Genomic DNA, 17,163 nt, shown 5'->3' with positions numbered 1-17,163 from the left:
CGCGGCCCTACGCCTCGCGGACCCGCAACGCCCTTTCCAGGTCGTCCAGTTCGTCGACCAGGCGGCGGCGCAGGGCCGTGACCGCCTCGGCGGCCTCCAGGCAGGCCCGGCCGAGGGCGAGGTTCTCGGCGTCGACGGCGTGCGCGGGGAAGGCCTGCCGGCCGGTGACGGTGGCGATGCGGGGGCCGCGCCGGGCGGCGACGGCGACCGCGTCCTGGTAGTAGCGCGGCACGTACTCGCGGACCAGGTCGGCCTGTTCGGGGTGCCAGAAGCCCTCGGCGGTGGCCGTGAACAGGTAGTTGGACAGCTCGTCGCCGGTGAACATCGCCTCCCAGGCCGTGCGCTTGGCCTCGGGGTCGGGCAGCGCGGCCCGGCAGCGGGCGGCGCCCTCCTGGCCGCTGGCGCTGGGGTCGCGGGCCAGTTCGGCGGCGATCCGGTTCTCGTCGACGGCGCCGAGGACGGCGAGCCGGGTCATGATGCGCCAGCGCAGTTCGGGGTCGAGCTCGGGCCCGCCGGGCACGGTGCCCTCGGCGAGCCAGGCGGCGATGGTGTCGGGGTGGGCGGCGGCGGCGATGAAGTGCCGTACGGCGACCAGGCGCAGCCCGGGGTTGTCGCCGTCCTCGGTGCGCCGGATGAAGTCGCGGCACAGGGCGGACACGGTGGCGAGGGCCGCGGGGCGGTCCTCGGGCCTGAGATACCGGTCGACGACGTGGACCGCGGTGAAGGCCAGCACGCCTTGGACGAGGGCGAGGTCGGTCTCGTGCGGGAGATGGGCGCGGGCGGTCTCCAGGTAGGCGGCGGGCGCCAGCTCGCCGTCGCGGACCGCGTCCCGCAGGGCGTTCCAGACCACCGCGCGGGTCAGCGGGTCGGGCAGGCCCGACAGGTGGGCGCGGACGGTGGCGGCGGACTCGGCGTCGAAGCGGACCTTGGCGTAGGTCAGGTCGCCGTCGTTGAGCACGAGCAGGGCGGGGCGCTTGCCGAGGACCTGGGGTGCGGTCTGCGGGATGTCCAGGTCGATGCGCTCGCGCAGGGTGAGCCGGCCCCCGTCGGTGAGGTCCTGGTCGTAGACGCCGACGCAGATGCGGTGCGGGCGGCTGCCGGTGCGCTCGACGGTGAGGGTGCGGGTGCCGTCGGCCGCGGTGGCCAGGACCGGGGTGAGGGTGTCGACGCCGGTGGTGCGCAGCCAGGTGTCGGCCCAGGCGTGCACGTCGCGTTCGGTGGCGGCGGCGAGGGAGTCGATGAAGTCGGCGAGGGTGGCGTTGCCGAACCGGTGTCGCCGGAAGTGGATGTTGATGCCGGCCAGGAAGTCCTTCTCGCCCATCCAGGCGACCAGCTGGCGCAGCGCGGAGGCGCCCTTGGCGTAGGAGATGCCATCGAAGTTGAGCAGGGCGGCGGCGGTGTCGTCGACGGCCTCGGGGGCGACCGGGTGGGTGGAGGGGCGCTGGTCGGCGTCGTAGCCCCAGGCCTTGCGGGCCACGCCGAAGTCGACCCAGGTGTCGGTGTAGCGGGTGGCCTCGGTGAGGGTCTGGTAGCCCATGTACTCGGCGAAGGACTCGTTCAGCCAGATGTCGTCCCACCACCTGAGGGTGACGAGGTCGCCGAACCACATGTGGGCCATCTCGTGGGCGATGACCATCGCGCGGGTCTGCCGCTCGGTGTCGGTGACGGCGGAGCGGTAGACGAACTCGTCGCGGAAGGTGACCAGGCCCGGGTTCTCCATGGCGCCGGCGTTGAACTCGGGGACGAACGCCTGGTCGTAGGAGTCGAAGGGGTACGGCTCCTCGAACTTCTCGTGGTAGCGGTCGTAGCACGCGCGCGTGATGTCGAGGATCTCCTCGGCGTCGGCGTCGAGGTGCGGGGCCAGCGAGCGGCGGCAGTGGATGCCGAAGGGCAGTCCGCGGTGCTCGGTGCGCACCGAGTGCCAGGGACCGGCGGCGACGGCGACCAGGTAGGTGGAGATCAGCGGGGTGGCGGCGGCTTGCCAGCGGCCCTCGCCGAGGTGCTCGGTGACGCTGTTGGCGAGCACCGTCCAGCCCTCGGGGGCGGTCACGGACAGTTCGAAGACGGCCTTCAGATCGGGCTGGTCGAAGGCGGCGAAGACGCGCTGCACGTCGTCCATGAACAGCTGGGTGTAGACGTACGTCGCGTCGTCCGCGGGGTCCGTGAAGCGGTGCATGCCCTCGCCGGTGTGCGAGTAGCGCATGGTGGCCTCGACGCGCAGTTCGTGCTCCCCCGCGGCGAGGTCCTTCAGGGGCAGCCGGTCCTGGTCCAGCGTCTCGGGGTCGAGGGGCTGTCCGTCGAGGGTGACGGCGCGCAGGGCGGCGGGCTTCATCTCGACGAAGGTGTCGCCGTCGGATCGGGCCGTGAACCGGATCACGGTGCGGGAGTCGAAGGTCTCGTCCCCGGTGGTCAGGTCGAGGTCGATCGTGTAACGGTGGACGTCGAGGAGCTCGGCGCGGCTCTGCGCTTCGTCGCGAGTCAGTACGGACATGCGGGCCATGCTGCCTGATGACACCGACAACGCACAGGGGCGGGAGCGGTACGCGGCATATGTCCGGCCCGGTGTTGCAGGGTGGCACGAGACGGCGCTGGTGGGCGCCCTGTGCGCCCGGAGCGCCTGATCGAGCGTCTCGTCACCGCACGGGGGTCGCCCTGCGGTGATCGTCACCGCGCGGGGATCGCCCGGCGGTGATCGCCACCGCACGGGGGTCGCCCTGCGGTGCCGGACGCTCTTCGGGGCGTACGGCGGGTTCCCGGGATCAGTGCCCGTCCGTCTCCCGGTTGTTGACGGTGTCCTCGGCGATGGACTCGTGGTGTCTGATCACCTCGGCGATGATGAAGTTCAGGAACTTCTCGGCGAAGGCGGGGTCGAGCTTGGCGTTCTCGGCGAGGGCGCGCAGCCGGGCGATCTGCCGGGCCTCGCGGGCCGGGTCGGCCGGGGGCAGCCGGTGGACCGCCTTGAGGCGGCCTACCTGCTGGGTGGCCTTGAAGCGCTCGGCGAGCATGTGGACGACGGCCGCGTCGATGTTGTCGATGCTGTCGCGCAGCCGGCCGAGTTCCTCGCGGACGGCAGGGTCGACGTCACCGGTACCGGTGTTGCTGGTGGTCATGGGCGTCAACCCTAAGGGGAGAGGCGGGGTGATCCCTAAGGGCCGTCGGGGGGTTCGGCCACCGGCGGACCTGGTTCGCCGTCCTCCTGGAGGCCCTCGTTCCAGTCGTCGGGCACGGCCCGGCTCTGCTGGGCCCGGAAGCGCACCGGGGCGGTGCCGACCCGGCGGGTGAACAGGCGGGAGAAATAGGCCGGATCGTCGTAGCCGACGCGGCGGGCGACGGCGGCGACGGACAGTTCGGTGGTGGCGAGGAGTTCCTGGGCGCGGCCGAGCCGGATGCCGATCAGGTAGTCCTTGGGGCTGCACCCGGCGACCCGGCGGACGGCGGTGCGCAGCTCGGCCGGGGTCATGCCGTGCCGGGCCGCGTGGTCGGCGACGGTCATCCCGGTGCAGGCGTCCCGGGCGAGCGCGTGCAGCACCGGGTCGCCGTCGGGGGCGAGGTCGGCACGCGCGCGTCGCAGGGCGACGAGCAGCTCGTGCACGGCGGCGCCGGTCTCGACCTCCAGGAGGGGGTTGCCACGGCGGGCGGCGCGGGCGATACGGGCGATGACGTCCCGGGGCCCGGTGGCGTCCGCGAGCGGAACCACGGGGCGCTCGGGTTCGATGTAGCCGAGTTCCGTGTAGGTCGCGGTGTCGGGTCCGGCGAAGGTCACGAACGCCTCGTCCCAGCCGCTGTCCGGGTCGGGGCCGTAGTGGTGCGGGACGCCGGGCGTGAGCCACACCAGTGCGGGCGCGGTGACGGTGGTGCGGCGCCCGTCGGGCATCCGGTACCAGCCCCGGCCCGAGCTGATCACCACGGCGACGTGATGTTCGAGCAGGCGCGGGCCGACGGCGGGCACCGCGCCGTACTGGAGCCCGACGCCCCAGCACACCAGGCCCAGCCGGTGGTGGACGGCGCCCGGCGTGAAGAACCGCATCCAGGTGCGGAAGATCGGCGCTCCGTGCGGCACTGCGCGCCCCTTCCGTGCGTCTCTTCCGTCCAAGTGCTGCTGATCTTTGTCCATGGTCTGGGCGCGCGCCAGCAGGCCAAGGTGAGCGTATGAGCGACTTCACGGTGGGCGAAACCGATTTCCTGCTGGACGGCCGGCCGGTACGGCTGCTGTCCGGGGCGCTGCACTATTTCCGGGTGCACGAGGAGCAGTGGGGCCACCGGCTGGCGCTGCTGCGCGCCATGGGGCTGAACTGCGTGGAGACGTACGTCCCGTGGAACCTGCACGAGCCGCACGCAGGCGACTTCCGGGACGTGGGCGCCCTCGGCCGCTTCCTGGACGCGGCCCGGGAGGCGGGCCTGTGGGCGATCGTGCGGCCGGGGCCGTACATCTGCGCGGAGTGGGAGAACGGCGGTCTGCCGCACTGGGTGACGGGCGAGCTGGGCGCGCGGGCACGCACGCGTGACGAGCGTTTCCTCCGGTACACGGACCGCTGGTTCCGCCGCCTGCTGCCCGAGGTCGTGTCCCGGCAGCCGGCCCGGGGCGGCCCGGTGATCATGGTGCAGGTCGAGAACGAGTACGGCAGCTACGGCTCCGACGCCGCCTACCTGGCCCACCTCACCGACCTGCTGCGGGCCGAGGGGGTCACGGTGCCGCTGGTCACCTCGGACGGCCCCGAGGACCACATGCTCACCGGCGGCTCGGTCCCCGGACTGCTCGCGACGGTGAACTTCGGCTCGCACGCGCGCGAGGCCTTCGAGACCCTGCGCCGCCACCAGCCGCACGGCCCGCTGATGTGCATGGAGTTCTGGTGCGGCTGGTTCGACCACTGGGGCGGCGAGCACGTCGTACGGGACGCCGAGGACGCGGCGGCGGCGCTGCGGGAGATCCTGGAGTGCGGGGCGTCGGTCAACGTCTACATGGCGCACGGCGGCACCAACTTCGCCGGCTGGGCGGGCGCCAACCGCCCCGGCGGCGAGCTGCACGAGGGCCCGCTGGAGGCGGACGTGACGTCGTACGACTACGACGCGCCGATCGACGAGTACGGCCGCCCGACGGAGAAGTTCTGGCGCTTCCGCGAGGTCCTCGCCGGGTACCACGACGGCCCGCTGCCCGAACTGCCCCCGACGCCGGCCCCGTTGGCCTCGCCGACGGACGTGGAACTGACCGGCTGGGCACCCCTCACCGGCGTCCTGGAGTCCCTCGGCGGCCCCGAACGCGTCCACCCGGTCCCGCCCACCTTCGAGGAGCTGGACATCGCCCGGGGCCTGGTCCGCTACGAGGTGGACGTGCCGGGCCCGCGCCAGCCGTACCCGCTCACCGCGCGGGGCCTGCGCGACCTCGCGGTCGTGTACGTCGACGGCGAGCGGGCCGGGGTCCTCACCGAGGAGGAACCCCAGCTCAAGAAGCCGCTCGCCGGCCCCGCGCGCGTGGAGCTCTGGGTGGAGTCCCTGGGCCGCGTCAACTACGGCCCGCGCTCGGGCGAGCCGAAGGGCATCACCGGGGGCCTCCTGCACGAGCGCCAGTTCCTGCACGGGGTACGCGCGCGTGGGCTCGACCTGGACGCGTTCGAGCAGGGGGTGGCGGCGGTGCCCTTCGGCCGCCTTCCGGAGGACGGCGCACCGGGCCTGTACCGGGGGACGGTGACGGTACGCGGGGCCGGGGACGCGCGCGTGGAACTCCCCGGCTGGACCCGGGGCTTCGTCTGGATCAACGGCTTCAACCTGGGCCGCTACTGGTCGACGGGCCCGCAGGAGTCGCTGTACGTGCCGGGCCCGGTCCTGAAGGAGGGCGAGAACGAGGTCTGGGTCCTGGAGCTCCAGGAATCGAATCAGGCGACGGTACGGCTGGCGCCCCTTTAGGGGCGCGGGGCTGTATCAATATGCGGCTCCGCCGCGTGGGCGCGATCGGCCCCCACCGACCCGCAGACATCGAACAACCTTCCGCCCCCCGATTTTCCCCATCCCCCGCATACTGTGAAAGACAGCTCCAGCGACGTCTGTGGGGGTAAGGGACGTGGCGAACGGCGGCCCGGTGGAACACGGCTACCCGCACCTGGACACCGTGCGGGCCGCCATCACGGCGTTGTACCGACGGCTGTCGTACGACACCGTCCAGACCTTCGCCACCAGCCTCCTCCCCGCCGACGTCGCGTTCTGCGACACCGACGACCTCCACCTCGGCTCGCAGCGCGTCGCCCGCGAGATGGTCCGGCACTTCCGCCTGCCCGACGCCCGCATGATCGTCGGCTTCAAGGACATGACCCACGCGGCGAACGTCGAACTCACCGCGGGCCCCGAGTACTTCGTCGAGCTGAACGACCGTTTCCGCACCCACCGCAGGGACATCGGCGCGGCCCTCGCCCACGAGGTGATGCACGTCTACCTGCACCGTCTGGACCTGTCCTTCCCGAGCGTCCCGGAGAACGAGATCCTCACCGACACGGCGACCACCTACCTCGGGGCCGGCTGGCTGCTCCTGGACGCCTACCGGGAGCACGGCGAGGCGTCCCAGAAGCTCGGCTACCTCACCCCGGAGGAGTTCGGCTACGTGCTGGCCAAGCGCGCCCTCGTCTTCCACGAGGATCCGTCGGTGTGGTTCACCAGCCCGCAGGCCTACACGGCCTACCAGAAGGGCATGGCCCGGGCCCGCCAGGACGGGGAGCAGCCGCCGCTGAGCGCGGCCGGGTGGGCGGGCCGCCGCCGCTACGCCCGGGACCGCCGCCACGCCCCGGCCGCGCCGCCGCCACAACCGGGCGCCTCCTACGCCTTCACCCCGGACAGCGGCGGCCGGCTCCGGGTCTCGTTCCCGTGCCCGACCTGCCACCAGCGGCTCCGGGTGCCGGTCCGGGGCCGGGTCCGGGCCCGGTGCTCGCTGTGCCGGACGGTGCTGGAGTGCGACACCTAGGCCCCGCCGGTCACGCCCCGTACACCGCCCCCGGCGTCTCCGCCTCGGCCAGCAGTTTCAGCGCCGTCTCCCCCGCCTCCGCCGGGGTCCACCGGGCCCCCTTGTCGGCGGTCGGACCAGGTCGCCACCCTTCCATGACGGTGATCCGGCCGCCCTCCGCCTCGAACACCCGCCCGGTGATCCCGGCGCTCGCGGCGGAGCCCAGCCAGACCACGAGCGGGGCGACGTTCCCGGGGGCCATGGCGTCGAAGCCGGCGTCGGGGGCGGCCATGGCCGCGGCGAAGGCCCGCTCGGTCATCCGGGTGCGGGCGGCCGGGGCGACGGCGTTGACCTGGACGCCGTAGCGGGCCAGTTCGGCCGCCGCGACCAGGGTGAGACCGACGATGCCGGCCTTGGCGGCGCTGTAGTTGCCCTGCCCGACCGAGCCCAGCAGTCCCGCGCCGCTGCTGGTGTTGACGATCCGGGCCACCGGGGTACGGCCCGCCTTGGTCTCGGCCCGCCAGTGCGCGGCCGCGTGCCGCAGTGGCAGGAAGTGGCCCTTGAGGTGCACCCGCATGACCGCGTCCCAGTCGTCCTCGCCGAGGTTGACGAGCATGCGGTCGCGCAGGAAGCCGGCGTTGTTGACGAGGGTGTCGAGGCGGCCGTACGCGTCCAGGGCGGCCGCCACCAGCGTCCGGGCACCGGCGTCCGTCGCGATGTCGCCGCCGTGCGCCACCGCCTCGCCGCCCGCCGCCCGGATCTCGTCCACGACGGCTCGGGCCGGGCTGTCCTCCCCCGGCCCGCCGTCGAGGCCGACACCGAGGTCGTTGACGACGACCCGGGCGCCCTCGGCGGCGAAGGCGAGCGCGTGCGCCCGGCCGAGCCCGCGCCCGGCGCCGGTGACGACCACGACCCGGCCCGCGCAGATTCCGCTCATCTCACTCCTCCGTGTCGGACGGCTTGTCGGACGGCCTGTCGGCAGTCGATGCGTCGAGGAAGGCGGGCCGCTCCCCGCCGCCGTGCACGAGCAGGCTCGCCCCGCTGATGTAGGCGGCCGCGTCGGAGGCCAGGAAGACGGCGGCGGCGCCCACGTCGGAGGGGGCGGCGAGGCGGCCGAGCGGGACGGTGCGGGAGACGGCGTCGATGCCGTCCGGGCCGCCGTAGTGGAGGCCGGCCAGTTCGGTGCGGACCATGCCGACCACGAGGGTGTTGACCCGGACCTCCGGCGCCCACTCCATCGCCATGGACCGGGCGAGGTTCTCCAGCCCCGCCTTGGCCGCGCCGTAGGCGGCGGAGCCCGGGGAAGGGCGGGCGCCGCTGACGCTGCCGATCATCACCACCGCTCCCCCGGCCCGCCGCAGGTGCTCGTACGCGGCGAGGGAGGCGGTCAGCGGGGTGAGGAGGTTCAGCTCGATCACCCGGGCGTGCCGCTCGGCGTCCGCGTCGGCGAGCCGCCGGTAGGGGGTGCCGCCCGCGTTGTTGACGAGCACGTCGAGGCGGGGCAGGGCGTCGAAGAAGGCGCGCACGGCGGGCGGGTCGCGCAGGTCGAGAGGGGTGAACTCGACGCCTTCGAGGGGTTCTTCGGGTGGCCGACGGGCACAGACCAGGACGTGGGCGCCGGTCTCGGCGAACGCCCGGGCGATCCCGGCGCCCACCCCCCTGGTACCGCCGGTGACGACGACCGTCCTGCCGCTCGGCGAGTTATCCACAGGGCCTCCCGCTCGTCCGCACCGACTGCTAGCTTCGAAGCCTCACACCTAACAAATGTTTGGTGGAAAGGTAGCTGAGTGCGAAGGTAGCTGATGCGTCCATGGGTGTCTCCACCTCGTCTCCGGAAAAGGGCGTCGCGCTCGTCACGGTCGACCACCCGCCGGTGAACGCACTGCCGGTGCGGGGCTGGTTCGCGCTGGCGGACGCGGTGCGCGCGGCCGGCCGCGACCCCGGGACCCGGTGTGTCGTGCTGACCGCGCGGGGCCGGGGTTTCAACGCGGGCGTGGACATCAAGGAGATACAGGCGGACGGGGACGCGGCGCTGCTCGGCGCCAACCGGGGCTGCGCGGAGGCCTTCGCGGCGGTGTACGAGTGCGAGACCCCGGTGGTGGCCGCGGTGCACGGCTTCTGCCTGGGCGGCGGGATAGGGCTGGTGGGCAACGCGGACGCGATCGTGGCGAGCGAGGACGCCGTCTTCGGGCTGCCGGAGCTGGACCGGGGCGCCCTGGGCGCGGCCACCCACCTGGCCCGCCTGGTCCCGCCGCATCTGATGCGGACGCTGTACTACACCTCGCGCACGGCGACCGCGGCCGAACTGCACGCCCACGGCTCGGTGTGGCGGGTCGTACCGCGCGAGGAACTGCTGTCCGCGGCGCTGGAACTCGCACGGGAGATAGCCGCCAAGGACGGCCGGCTGCTGCGCCTGGCCAAGGCCGCCATCAACGGCATCGACCCCGTCGACGTGCGGCGCAGCTACCGCTTCGAACAGGGCTTCACCTTCGAGGCCGCCCTCAGCGGGGTGGCCGACCGGGTCCGCGACACCTTCGGGAAGGAGGGTGCTGGGAGTGACTGACAAGACGATGACCGCCGACGAGGCCGTCGCCCGGCTGACGAGCGGCATGACCCTCGGCATCGGCGGCTGGGGTTCCCGACGGAAGCCGATGTCGCTGGTCAGAGCAGTGCTCCGGAGCGGCATCGACGATCTCACCCTGGTCTCGTACGGCGGCCCGGACGTCGGGATGCTGGTCGCGGCCGGCCGGGTGCGCACACTGGTGGCGCCCTTCGTCACCCTCGACTCCGTCCCGCTCGAACCGCACTACCGCGCGGCACGCGAACGCGGGGCGCTGGAGCTGACGGAGGTCGACGAGGGCATGTTCATGTGGGGCCTGCACGCGGCCGCGAACCGGCTGCCCTTCCTGCCGGTGCGCGCCGGGATCGGCTCGGACGTCCTGCGGGTCAACCCCGGCTTACGGACCATCACCTCGCCGTACGAGGACGGGGAGACGTTCGTGGCGATGCCCGCCCTGCGCCTGGACGCGGCCCTGGTCCACGTCAACCGCGCGGACCGGCTGGGCAACGGGCAGTACCTGGGCCCGGACCCGTACTTCGACGACCTGTTCTGCGAGGCGGCGGACGCGGCCTACGTCTCCTGCGAACGGATCGTGGACACGGCCGAACTGACGAAGGAGGCGGCTCCGCAGTCGCTGCTCGTCAAACGGCTGAACGTGACGGGGGTCGTGGAGGCGCCGGGCGGCGCGCACTTCACGTCCTGCGCGCCCGACTACGGCCGGGACGAGGCGTTCCAGCGGCTGTACGCGACGACGTCGTGGGCGGAGTTCTCCGAGCGGTTCCTGGCCGGGGACGAGCAGGCGTACCGGGCGGCGGTGCGGAACTGGCAGGAGGGACAGGAGGGACAGGGATGACGGACACACCGCACACGGAGGTGCTGCGCTCCGAGTACTGTGTCATCGCCTGCGCCGAGGCCTGGCGCGGCTCCGGTGAGATCCTGGCGAGCCCCATGGGCCTGATCCCCTCCCTGGGGGCCCGCCTGGCCCGGCTGACCTTCGCGCCGGACCTGCTGCTGACCGACGGCGAGGCCCTGCTGGTCCGCCCGGACGGGACGCCCGAGGGCTGGCTGCCCTACCGGCAGCATCTCGCCCTGGTGTCCGGCGGGCGCCGGCACGTGATGATGGGCGCGAGCCAGCTCGACCGGTACGGCAACCAGAACATCTCCTGCATCGGCGACTGGTCCCGGCCCCGCCGCCAGCTGCTGGGGGTGCGCGGAGCGCCTCTCAACACCCTCAACAACCCGACGAGTTACTGGGTCCCGAAGCACTCCCGGCGGGTGTTCGTGGCGAAGGTCGACATGGTGTGCGGGGTGGGGTACGACCGGGTCGCCGCGCATCCGGGCACGGAACGCTTCCACCGCGTCCCGAGAGTCGTCACCGACCTGGGCGTCTTCGACTTCGAGACCCCGGACCGCTCGATGCGGCTGGCCGCGCTGCATCCGGGGGTGAGCGTCGACCAGGTCCGGCAGGCCACGGACTTCGAGCTGGCCGTACCGGACGAGGTGCCGTACACCCGGGAACCGGGCGCGGAGGAGCTGCGGCTGATCCGCGAGGTGCTGGACCCGGCCGGCGCGCGGACGAAGGAGGTCGCCGGCTGATGGAGACGGCACTGACCCGGCTGGCCGGGATCCGGCATCCGATCGTGCAGACCGGGATGGGCTGGGTGGCGGGCCCCCGCCTGGTCTCGGCCACGGCCGACGCCGGAGCCCTCGGCATCCTGGCCTCCGCCACGATGACGCTCGACCGGCTGCGCGACGCGATAGCCGAGGTGCGGTCCCGCACGGACGCCCCGTTCGGGGTGAACCTGCGGGCGGACGCGGCCGACGCCGGCGACCGGGTCCGGCTGATCATCGACGGGGGTGTGCGGGTGGCGTCCTTCGCGCTCGCCCCCTCCCCCGAGCTGATCGCCGAGCTGAAGGAGGCGGGCGTGGTGGTGATCCCGTCCGTGGGAGCGCGGCGGCACGCCGAGAAGGTGGCGGCGTGGGGCGCGGACGCGGTGATCGTGCAGGGCGGCGAGGGCGGCGGGCACACCGGCGAGGTGGCGACGAGCGTGCTGCTGCCGCAGGTGGTGGACGCGGTGCGGATACCGGTCGTGGCCGCCGGGGGGTTCTTCGACGGCCGGGGGCTGGTGGCGGCGCTGGCGTACGGCGCGGCGGGGGTCGCGATGGGCACCCGGTTCCTGCTCACCTCGGACTCCACCGTGCCGAACGCGGTGAAGGCGAGGTATCTGGCGGCGACGGTCGGGGACGTCACGGTGACCAGGGCGGTGGACGGGCTGCCGCACCGGATGCTGCGGACCGATCTGGTGGCCGCGCTGGAGCGCTCGGGCCGGGCCCGGAGTCTGCTGCACGCGATCCGGCGTGCGGCGGGCTTCCGGAAGCTGTCCGGGCTCACCTGGCGGCAGATGGTGCGGGACGGCCTGGCCCTGCGGCACGGCAAGGAGCTGTCCTGGAGTCAGGTGCTGCTGGCCGCGAACACGCCGATGCTGCTCAGGTCGGCGATGGTGGACGGCCGTGCGGATCTCGGGGTGATGGCGTCCGGGCAGGTCGCCGGGGTGCTCGACGACCTGCCGTCGTGCGCGGAACTGGTGGGACGGATCATGAAGGAGGCGGAGGAGACACGGGACCGGCTCTTGGCCCTCAAGTGAGGGCTTACAGCCGCTCGATGACCGTCACGTTCGCCTGTCCCCCGCCCTCGCACATGGGCACCATCCCAAACGGCCCCCTCGCACTGCTCGGCCCCAGGGGGCCTCTCAGGCTTCGGCGGCCTGCGCCGGACTCCGTCCGGCGACGTGGTGACCGCGGCTTGTCCACTCCGGTCACAGCCGCTCGATGACCGTCACGTTCGCCTGTCCCCCGCCCTCGCACATGGTCTGGAGGCCGTACCGGCCGCCGGTGCGCTCCAGTTCGTGCAGGAGGGTCGTCATCAGCTTGACGCCGGTGGCGCCGAGCGGGTGGCCGAGGGCTATCGCGCCGCCGTTGACGTTGACCCTGGCGGGGTCGGCGCCGGTCTCCTTGAGCCAGGCGAGGACGACCGGGGCGAAGGCCTCGTTGATCTCGACGAGGTCGATCGCGTCGATGGTGAGGCCGGTCTTCTTCAGAGCGTGGGCGGTGGCCGGGATCGGCGCGGAGAGCATCCGGATGGGGTCCTCGCCGCGGACGGAGAGGTGGTGGACGCGGGCCCGGGGGCGCAGCCCGTGTTCGCGGACGGCGCGTTCGGAGGCGAGCAGCATGGCGGCGGCGCCGTCGGAGACCTGGGAGGAGCAGGCGGCGGTAATGGTGCCGCCGTCGACGACCGGCTTCAGGGCGGCCATCTTCTCCAGGGAGGTGTCGCGGCGCGGGCCCTCGTCCACGGCGACCGGGCCGTAGGGCACGATCTCCCGCTCGAAGCGGCCCTCGTCGATGGCGCGCAGTGCCCTCCGGTGGGAGTTCAGGGCGAACTCCTCCTGGTCCCGGCGGCTGATGCCCCACTTGGCGGCGATCATCTCGGCGCCGGCGAACTGGTTGACGGGCTGCCGGCCGTACCGGGCCCGCCAGCCCTCGCTGCCCAGGAAGGGGCCCTCGGTCAGTCCGAGTGGCTCGGCGGCCTGGCGGGAGGCGAAGGCGATGGGGATCTGGGACATGTTCTGGACGCCGCCGGCGACCACCAGGTCCTGGGTGCCGGAGAGCACGGCCTGCGCGGCGAAGTGGACGGCCTGCTGCGAGGAGCCGCACTGGCGGTCGACGGTGACGCCCGGCACCTCCTCGGGCAGACCGGCGGCCAGCCAGCAGGTGCGGGCGATGTCACCGGCCTGCGGCCCCACCGCGTCGAGGCAGCCGAAGACGACGTCCTCGACGGCGGCCGGGTCCACGCCTGACCGCTCCACCAGGGCGGTCAGCACGTGGGCGCCCAGATCGGCCGGGTGGACCCCGCTCAGTCCGCCCTTGCGCCGCCCGACCGGCGTGCGCACCGCTTCGACGATGTAGGCCTCGGCCATGTCAGCAACTCCCTCGGCAGAAAGGGGCTTTCAACGAATGGGTGAGCTACTCACGGACGGCGATCCCGTCCAGCACCATCGACAGGTACTGCCGGGCGATCTCCTCCGGGCTGTGCTGTCCGCCCGGCCGGTACCAGGAGGCGGCGACCCACACGGTGTCGCGCACGAACCGGTAGGTGAGGCGGACGTCGAGGTCGGCGCGGAAGACGCGCGCGGCGACCCCGCGCTCCAGCGTCGACAGCCACGCCTTCTCGAACCTGCGCTGCGACTCGGCGAGGAAGCCGAACCGCTCCTGCGCGACCAGTTGCTTGCTCTCCTTCTGGTAGATGGCGACGGCGGCGCGGTGCCGGTCGATCTCCCGGAAGGACTCGGTGACCAGGGCTTCGAGGGTCTCGCGGGGACCGAGCTCGGCGTCCAGGACGGTGTCGTAGCCGTCCCAGAGCTCGTCGAGGAAGGTCCGCAGGATCTCCTCCAGCATCGATTCCTTGGAGTCGAAGTGGTAGTAGAGGCTGCCGGCGAGCATGCCCGCGTGGTCCGCGATCTTGCGCACGGTGGTGGCGTTGTAGCCCTGCTCGGCGAAGACCTCGGCGGCGGTCTCGAGGAGTTCGCGGCGCCGGGCGGGAGCCGCGGTCACCTGGGGCTTCTTCTTGGTCGGCACGGGTACATTCTGGTCCTACGGGTGCTGGCTGCTGACGGAGACGACCTCGCCGGTGAGGTACGAGGAGTAGCCGGACGCCAGGAAGACGATCGCGTTGGCCACCTCCCAGGGTTCGGCGTACCGCCCGAAGGCCTCGCGGGCGGTCAGCTCTTCGAGCAGTTCGGCGGAGGTCACCTTCACCAGGTGCGGATGCATGGCGAGGCTCGGCGCCACGGCGTTGACCCGCACGCCGTACCCGGCCGCCTCGATCGCCGCGCACCGGGTCAGCGCCATCACCCCGGCCTTGGCGGCGGCGTAGTGGGCCTGGCCGGCCTGGGCGCGCCAGCCGACGACGGAGGAGTTGTTGACGATCACCCCGCCCTGCCCGCTCTCACGAAAGAGCCGCAGGGCGGCGCGCGAGCACCGGAAGGTGCCGTTGAGGGTGACGTCCAGGACCCGGGTCCACTGGTCGTCCGTCATGTCGACGAGCGCCGAAGTCCCGCCCAGTCCTGCGTTGTTGACCACGATGTCCAGCCGCCCGTGCTCCCGCACGGCGGTGTCGAAGAGGCCGCGCACCTGGGCCTCGTCGGTCACGTCGCACGGGACCGCGGTCACGGCGCCCGGATGCTCGCCGGCCAGCTCGGCCGCGTACTCCTTCAGGCGCCGTGCGTGCGCGTCGCTGATCAGCACGCGGGCGCCCTCCTCCAGGAAGCGGCGCGCGGTCGCCCCGCCGATCCCCGCCCCGGCCGCGGCGGTGATGACGGCGGTGCGCCCCTCAAGCAGCCCGTGCCCGGGCACGTACTCCGGACTCTCGACGCCTGTCATGGGCCCACGCTAACCTACCAAACACTTGTTAGGGAAGGATGGTGACGGCGACCGTGGACCTGACCCACAGTCCGGCGGACGAGGAGTTCCGCGCCGAGGCCCGCGCCTGGCTCCGGGCGCATGTGCCGCGCAGCCCGCTGCCCTCCCTGGAGACGGCGGAGGGGTTCGCGGCGCACCGCGCCTGGGAGGCCGAACTGGCCGCGGACCGCTGGTCGGTGGTGTCCTGGCCCGAGGAGTACGGCGGCCGGAACGCGGGGCTGACGCGGTGGCTGGTCTTCGAGGAGGAGTACTGGGCGGCGGGCGCGCCGGGCCGGGTCGGGCAGAACGGCATCAGTCTGCTCGCACCGACCCTGTTCGACCACGGGACCGAGGAGCAGCGCGCGCGGGTGCTGCCGTCGATGGCCACCGGGGAGGTGGTCTGGGCGCAGGCATGGTCCGAACCCGGGGCCGGTTCCGACCTGGCGGCCCTCGCCTCCAGGGCCGTGCGGACGGACGGCGGCTGGCTGCTGACCGGTCAGAAGACGTGGTCGTCACGGGCGGCCTTCGCCGACCGCGCGTTCGGCCTCTTCCGCAGCGAGCCGCACCTGCCCAAACCACATCAGGGGCTCACCTACCTGATGTTCGACCTGCGCGCGCCGGGGGTGACGGTGCGCCCGATCGGCCGCCTCGACGGGAAGCCGGCGTTCGCGGAGCTGTTCCTGGACGAGGTGTTCGTGCCCGACGAGGACGTGATCGGCGAGCCGGGCCAGGGCTGGCGGATCGCGATGTCGGCGGCGGGGAACGAGCGGGGGCTGACGCTGCGCTCGCCGGGACGGTTCCTGGCCGCCGCCGACCGGTTGCGGGACCTCTGGCAGACACGGGGCGAGCCGGACTCCGCCGCGGCCCGGGTGGCCGACGCCGTGGTCGGTGCCCGCGCGTATCAGCTGTTCACCTACGCGGCCGCGGCCCGCTTCCTGGACGGCGAGTCGCTCGGCCCGGAGTCCAGCCTGAACAAGGTGTTCTGGTCGGAGCTCGACCTGGTGCTGCACGAGACGGCGCTCGACCTGCTGGGCGCGGAGGGCGAGCTGGCCGACACGCCGTGGTCGGAGGGCTACGTCTTCTCCCTCGCCGGTCCGATCTACGCGGGCACCAACGAGATCCAGCGCGACATCATCGCCGAGCGGCTGCTCGGCCTGCCGAAGGGACGCCGCTGACATGCGTTTCCTCCTCGACACCGAGCAGCGGGACTTCGCCGACGCCCTGCGGGCGCTGCTGACGGCAGCGGACACGCCGGCGGTGGTGCGGGACTGGAGCCGCGGCGAGCAGGCGAGCGGGCGGGCGTTGTGGGGTCGGCTCGGCGAGGCGGGGGTGTTCGGACTCGCGGTGCCGGAGGAGTACGGCGGGGTGGGTCGCCGGGCCGTCGAACTCGCCGTCGCGTTCGTCGAGTTGGGGCGGCACGCGGTGCCGGGGCCGCTGGCGGAGACGGTGGCGGCGGCGGTGCTGCTCGATGACGGGGAAGGCCTCGCCAAGCGGTTCCTGCCGGGGATCGCGTCGGGCGGGACGGTGGCGACGGTGGCGTTCGAGCAGCACGGTTACGGGTTGGCGCTGGACGGGGACGCGGCCGATGTGCGGCTCGCGGCCGCACCTGAGGGCATGCGGCTGTCCTCCGGCGCCGGGGCGGTACGCCGGTCCCTGGACCCCGCCCGCCGGCTCACCCCGCTGTTTCCGGTCGGTGAGCTGCTCAGCACCGAGCCGCCGTGGGCGGAGGCACTGACCTGGGCCCGGCTGGCCACGGCCGCGCAGGCGCTGGGGGTGGGGCTGGCCCTGCTCGACAGAACGGTGGCGTATGTCAAACAGCGGACTCAGTTCGGCGTGCCCGTCGGGTCGTTCCAGACGGTCAGGCATCGGCTGGCCGACGTGAAGATCGCGCTGGAGTTCGCACGGCCGATGGTCTTCGGGGCGGCGGTGACGATGACTCCGTCGGATGTGGCCGCGGCGAAGCTCAGCGCGTGCGAGGCGGCGTACGCCGGGGCGCGGGCCGCGCTCCAGCTGCACGGGGCGATCGGTTATACGGCGGAGTACGACCTGTCGTTGTGGCTGGCCAAGGCGCGGGCACTGCGGGGTGCCTGGGGGGCGCCGGAGGTGTGTCGGAGAGATGTGCTCACAGGTCGTACCTGAACTGCGGGCCGGTGGGGGTTGATCGCGCAGTTCCTCCCCCAGCCTTCGGCTGGGGGTACCCCCAGCGCCCCTGACGGGGCGCTTC

At 73.1% G+C, this 17,163-nt stretch carries 17 protein-coding genes; 9 read left to right on the top strand and 8 right to left on the bottom strand.

Annotated elements, in window-relative coordinates; translation table 11 throughout:
• Positions 1-7: 7 nt before the first annotated feature.
• Complete coding sequence (pepN, locus tag ABT137_RS09430) at positions 8-2,491, bottom strand: aminopeptidase N (protein ID WP_351705028.1); 2,484 nt, start codon at positions 2,489-2,491, stop codon at positions 8-10.
• 7 nt (positions 2,492-2,498) lie between these two features.
• Here pepN and ABT137_RS09425 point away from each other — a divergent pair, with 7 nt between their 5' ends.
• Positions 2,499-2,621, top strand: a complete 123-nt coding sequence (locus ABT137_RS09425) for a hypothetical protein (protein ID WP_351705025.1) — start codon at positions 2,499-2,501, stop codon at positions 2,619-2,621.
• Between the two features lie 138 nt (positions 2,622-2,759).
• On the opposite strand, the gene ABT137_RS09420 is transcribed toward ABT137_RS09425, so the two are convergent.
• Together ABT137_RS09420 and ABT137_RS09415 are read right to left on the bottom strand one after the other, a co-directional pair.
• On the bottom strand, positions 2,760-3,110 hold the full coding sequence (locus ABT137_RS09420) for a chorismate mutase (protein ID WP_351705022.1): 351 nt from the start codon (positions 3,108-3,110) through the stop codon (positions 2,760-2,762).
• Positions 3,111-3,145: 35 nt separating this feature from the next.
• On the bottom strand, positions 3,146-4,042 hold the full coding sequence (locus ABT137_RS09415) for a helix-turn-helix domain-containing protein (protein ID WP_351705796.1): 897 nt from the start codon (positions 4,040-4,042) through the stop codon (positions 3,146-3,148).
• Positions 4,043-4,149: 107 nt separating this feature from the next.
• Here ABT137_RS09415 and ABT137_RS09410 point away from each other — a divergent pair, with 107 nt between their 5' ends.
• Together ABT137_RS09410 and ABT137_RS09405 are read left to right on the top strand one after the other, a co-directional pair.
• Positions 4,150-5,901, top strand: a complete 1,752-nt coding sequence (locus tag ABT137_RS09410) for a glycoside hydrolase family 35 protein (RefSeq protein ID WP_351705019.1) — start codon at positions 4,150-4,152, stop codon at positions 5,899-5,901.
• A gap of 154 nt (positions 5,902-6,055) precedes the next feature.
• The gene (locus tag ABT137_RS09405) at positions 6,056-6,946 is read left to right on the top strand and encodes a hypothetical protein (RefSeq protein ID WP_351705016.1); all 891 of its coding nucleotides are present in this window, start codon (positions 6,056-6,058) and stop codon (positions 6,944-6,946) included.
• Between the two features lie 10 nt (positions 6,947-6,956).
• Here the strand turns inward: ABT137_RS09405 and ABT137_RS09400 are convergent, their stop codons facing one another.
• Together ABT137_RS09400 and ABT137_RS09395 are read right to left on the bottom strand one after the other, a co-directional pair.
• On the bottom strand, positions 6,957-7,862 hold the full coding sequence (locus ABT137_RS09400) for an SDR family oxidoreductase (protein ID WP_351705013.1): 906 nt from the start codon (positions 7,860-7,862) through the stop codon (positions 6,957-6,959).
• Position 7,863: 1 nt separating this feature from the next.
• Positions 7,864-8,634 carry an SDR family oxidoreductase gene (locus tag ABT137_RS09395; protein WP_351705010.1) on the bottom strand — a complete coding sequence of 257 codons (771 nt, stop codon included), beginning with the start codon at positions 8,632-8,634 and terminating at the stop codon, positions 7,864-7,866.
• 101 nt (positions 8,635-8,735) lie between these two features.
• On the opposite strand from ABT137_RS09395, the gene ABT137_RS09390 reads away from it, so the two are divergent.
• From ABT137_RS09390 to ABT137_RS09375, 4 genes are read left to right on the top strand one after another with little or no spacing between them, the layout of a single operon-like run.
• Positions 8,736-9,488, top strand: a complete 753-nt coding sequence (locus ABT137_RS09390) for an enoyl-CoA hydratase family protein (RefSeq protein WP_351705008.1) — start codon at positions 8,736-8,738, stop codon at positions 9,486-9,488.
• Complete coding sequence (locus ABT137_RS09385; RefSeq protein WP_351705005.1) at positions 9,481-10,338, top strand: CoA transferase subunit A; 858 nt, start codon at positions 9,481-9,483, stop codon at positions 10,336-10,338. Before ABT137_RS09390 ends, ABT137_RS09385 begins: the two co-directional genes overlap by 8 nt.
• A complete protein-coding gene (locus ABT137_RS09380) occupies positions 10,335-11,081 on the top strand; it encodes a CoA-transferase subunit beta (protein WP_351705002.1) in 747 nt (248 codons plus the stop codon). Before ABT137_RS09385 ends, ABT137_RS09380 begins: the two co-directional genes overlap by 4 nt.
• On the top strand, positions 11,081-12,130 hold the full coding sequence (locus tag ABT137_RS09375) for an NAD(P)H-dependent flavin oxidoreductase (protein WP_351704999.1): 1,050 nt from the start codon (positions 11,081-11,083) through the stop codon (positions 12,128-12,130). The genes ABT137_RS09380 and ABT137_RS09375 overlap by 1 nt, the downstream gene beginning before the upstream one ends.
• Before the next feature lie 171 nt (positions 12,131-12,301).
• On the opposite strand, the gene ABT137_RS09370 is transcribed toward ABT137_RS09375, so the two are convergent.
• The 3 genes from ABT137_RS09370 to ABT137_RS09360 are packed head-to-tail and all read right to left on the bottom strand — an operon-like array spanning position 12,302 to position 14,921.
• Entirely contained in the window at positions 12,302-13,459 is a 1,158-nt protein-coding gene (locus tag ABT137_RS09370) for an acetyl-CoA C-acetyltransferase (protein ID WP_351704996.1), read from the bottom strand.
• 46 nt (positions 13,460-13,505) lie between these two features.
• Positions 13,506-14,117, bottom strand: a complete 612-nt coding sequence (locus tag ABT137_RS09365; protein WP_351704993.1) for a TetR/AcrR family transcriptional regulator — start codon at positions 14,115-14,117, stop codon at positions 13,506-13,508.
• A 15-nt stretch (positions 14,118-14,132) separates the two neighbouring features.
• Entirely contained in the window at positions 14,133-14,921 is a 789-nt protein-coding gene (locus tag ABT137_RS09360; protein ID WP_351704990.1) for an SDR family oxidoreductase, read from the bottom strand.
• A gap of 53 nt (positions 14,922-14,974) precedes the next feature.
• Between ABT137_RS09360 and ABT137_RS09355 the strand changes: the two genes are divergently transcribed.
• Positions 14,975-16,114 (top strand): acyl-CoA dehydrogenase family protein, encoded by a 1,140-nt coding sequence (locus tag ABT137_RS09355; protein WP_351705793.1) that lies wholly within the window; start codon positions 14,975-14,977, stop codon positions 16,112-16,114.
• Between the two features lies 1 nt (position 16,115).
• The gene (locus tag ABT137_RS09350) at positions 16,116-17,078 is read left to right on the top strand and encodes an acyl-CoA dehydrogenase family protein (RefSeq protein ID WP_351704987.1); all 963 of its coding nucleotides are present in this window, start codon (positions 16,116-16,118) and stop codon (positions 17,076-17,078) included.
• Positions 17,079-17,163: the final 85 nt, after the last annotated feature.

The sequence above is a fragment of the Streptomyces sp. NPDC001980 genome (assembly GCF_040296885.1).
Taxonomy (GTDB): domain Bacteria; phylum Actinomycetota; class Actinomycetes; order Streptomycetales; family Streptomycetaceae; genus Streptomyces.
The sequence above is the reverse complement of the archived record's forward strand: the minus strand, read 5'-3'. Positions and strand labels throughout refer to the sequence as shown.

Excerpts from the sequence above, each read along its gene's own strand:
- pepN (WP_351705028.1), bottom strand. The coding sequence starts at position 2,491 with ATGTCCGTACTGACTCGCGACGAAGCGCAGAGCCGCGCCGAGCTCCTC.
- ABT137_RS09425 (WP_351705025.1), top strand. The coding sequence starts at position 2,499 with ATGCTGCCTGATGACACCGACAACGCACAGGGGCGGGAGCGGTACGCG.
- ABT137_RS09420 (WP_351705022.1), bottom strand. The coding sequence starts at position 3,110 with ATGACCACCAGCAACACCGGTACCGGTGACGTCGACCCTGCCGTCCGC.
- ABT137_RS09410 (WP_351705019.1), top strand. The coding sequence starts at position 4,150 with ATGAGCGACTTCACGGTGGGCGAAACCGATTTCCTGCTGGACGGCCGG.
- ABT137_RS09400 (WP_351705013.1), bottom strand. The coding sequence starts at position 7,862 with ATGAGCGGAATCTGCGCGGGCCGGGTCGTGGTCGTCACCGGCGCCGGG.
- ABT137_RS09390 (WP_351705008.1), top strand. The coding sequence starts at position 8,736 with ATGGGTGTCTCCACCTCGTCTCCGGAAAAGGGCGTCGCGCTCGTCACG.
- ABT137_RS09380 (WP_351705002.1), top strand. The coding sequence starts at position 10,335 with ATGACGGACACACCGCACACGGAGGTGCTGCGCTCCGAGTACTGTGTC.
- ABT137_RS09375 (WP_351704999.1), top strand. The coding sequence starts at position 11,081 with ATGGAGACGGCACTGACCCGGCTGGCCGGGATCCGGCATCCGATCGTG.
- ABT137_RS09370 (WP_351704996.1), bottom strand. The coding sequence starts at position 13,459 with ATGGCCGAGGCCTACATCGTCGAAGCGGTGCGCACGCCGGTCGGGCGG.
- ABT137_RS09360 (WP_351704990.1), bottom strand. The coding sequence starts at position 14,921 with ATGACAGGCGTCGAGAGTCCGGAGTACGTGCCCGGGCACGGGCTGCTT.
- ABT137_RS09350 (WP_351704987.1), top strand. The coding sequence starts at position 16,116 with ATGCGTTTCCTCCTCGACACCGAGCAGCGGGACTTCGCCGACGCCCTG.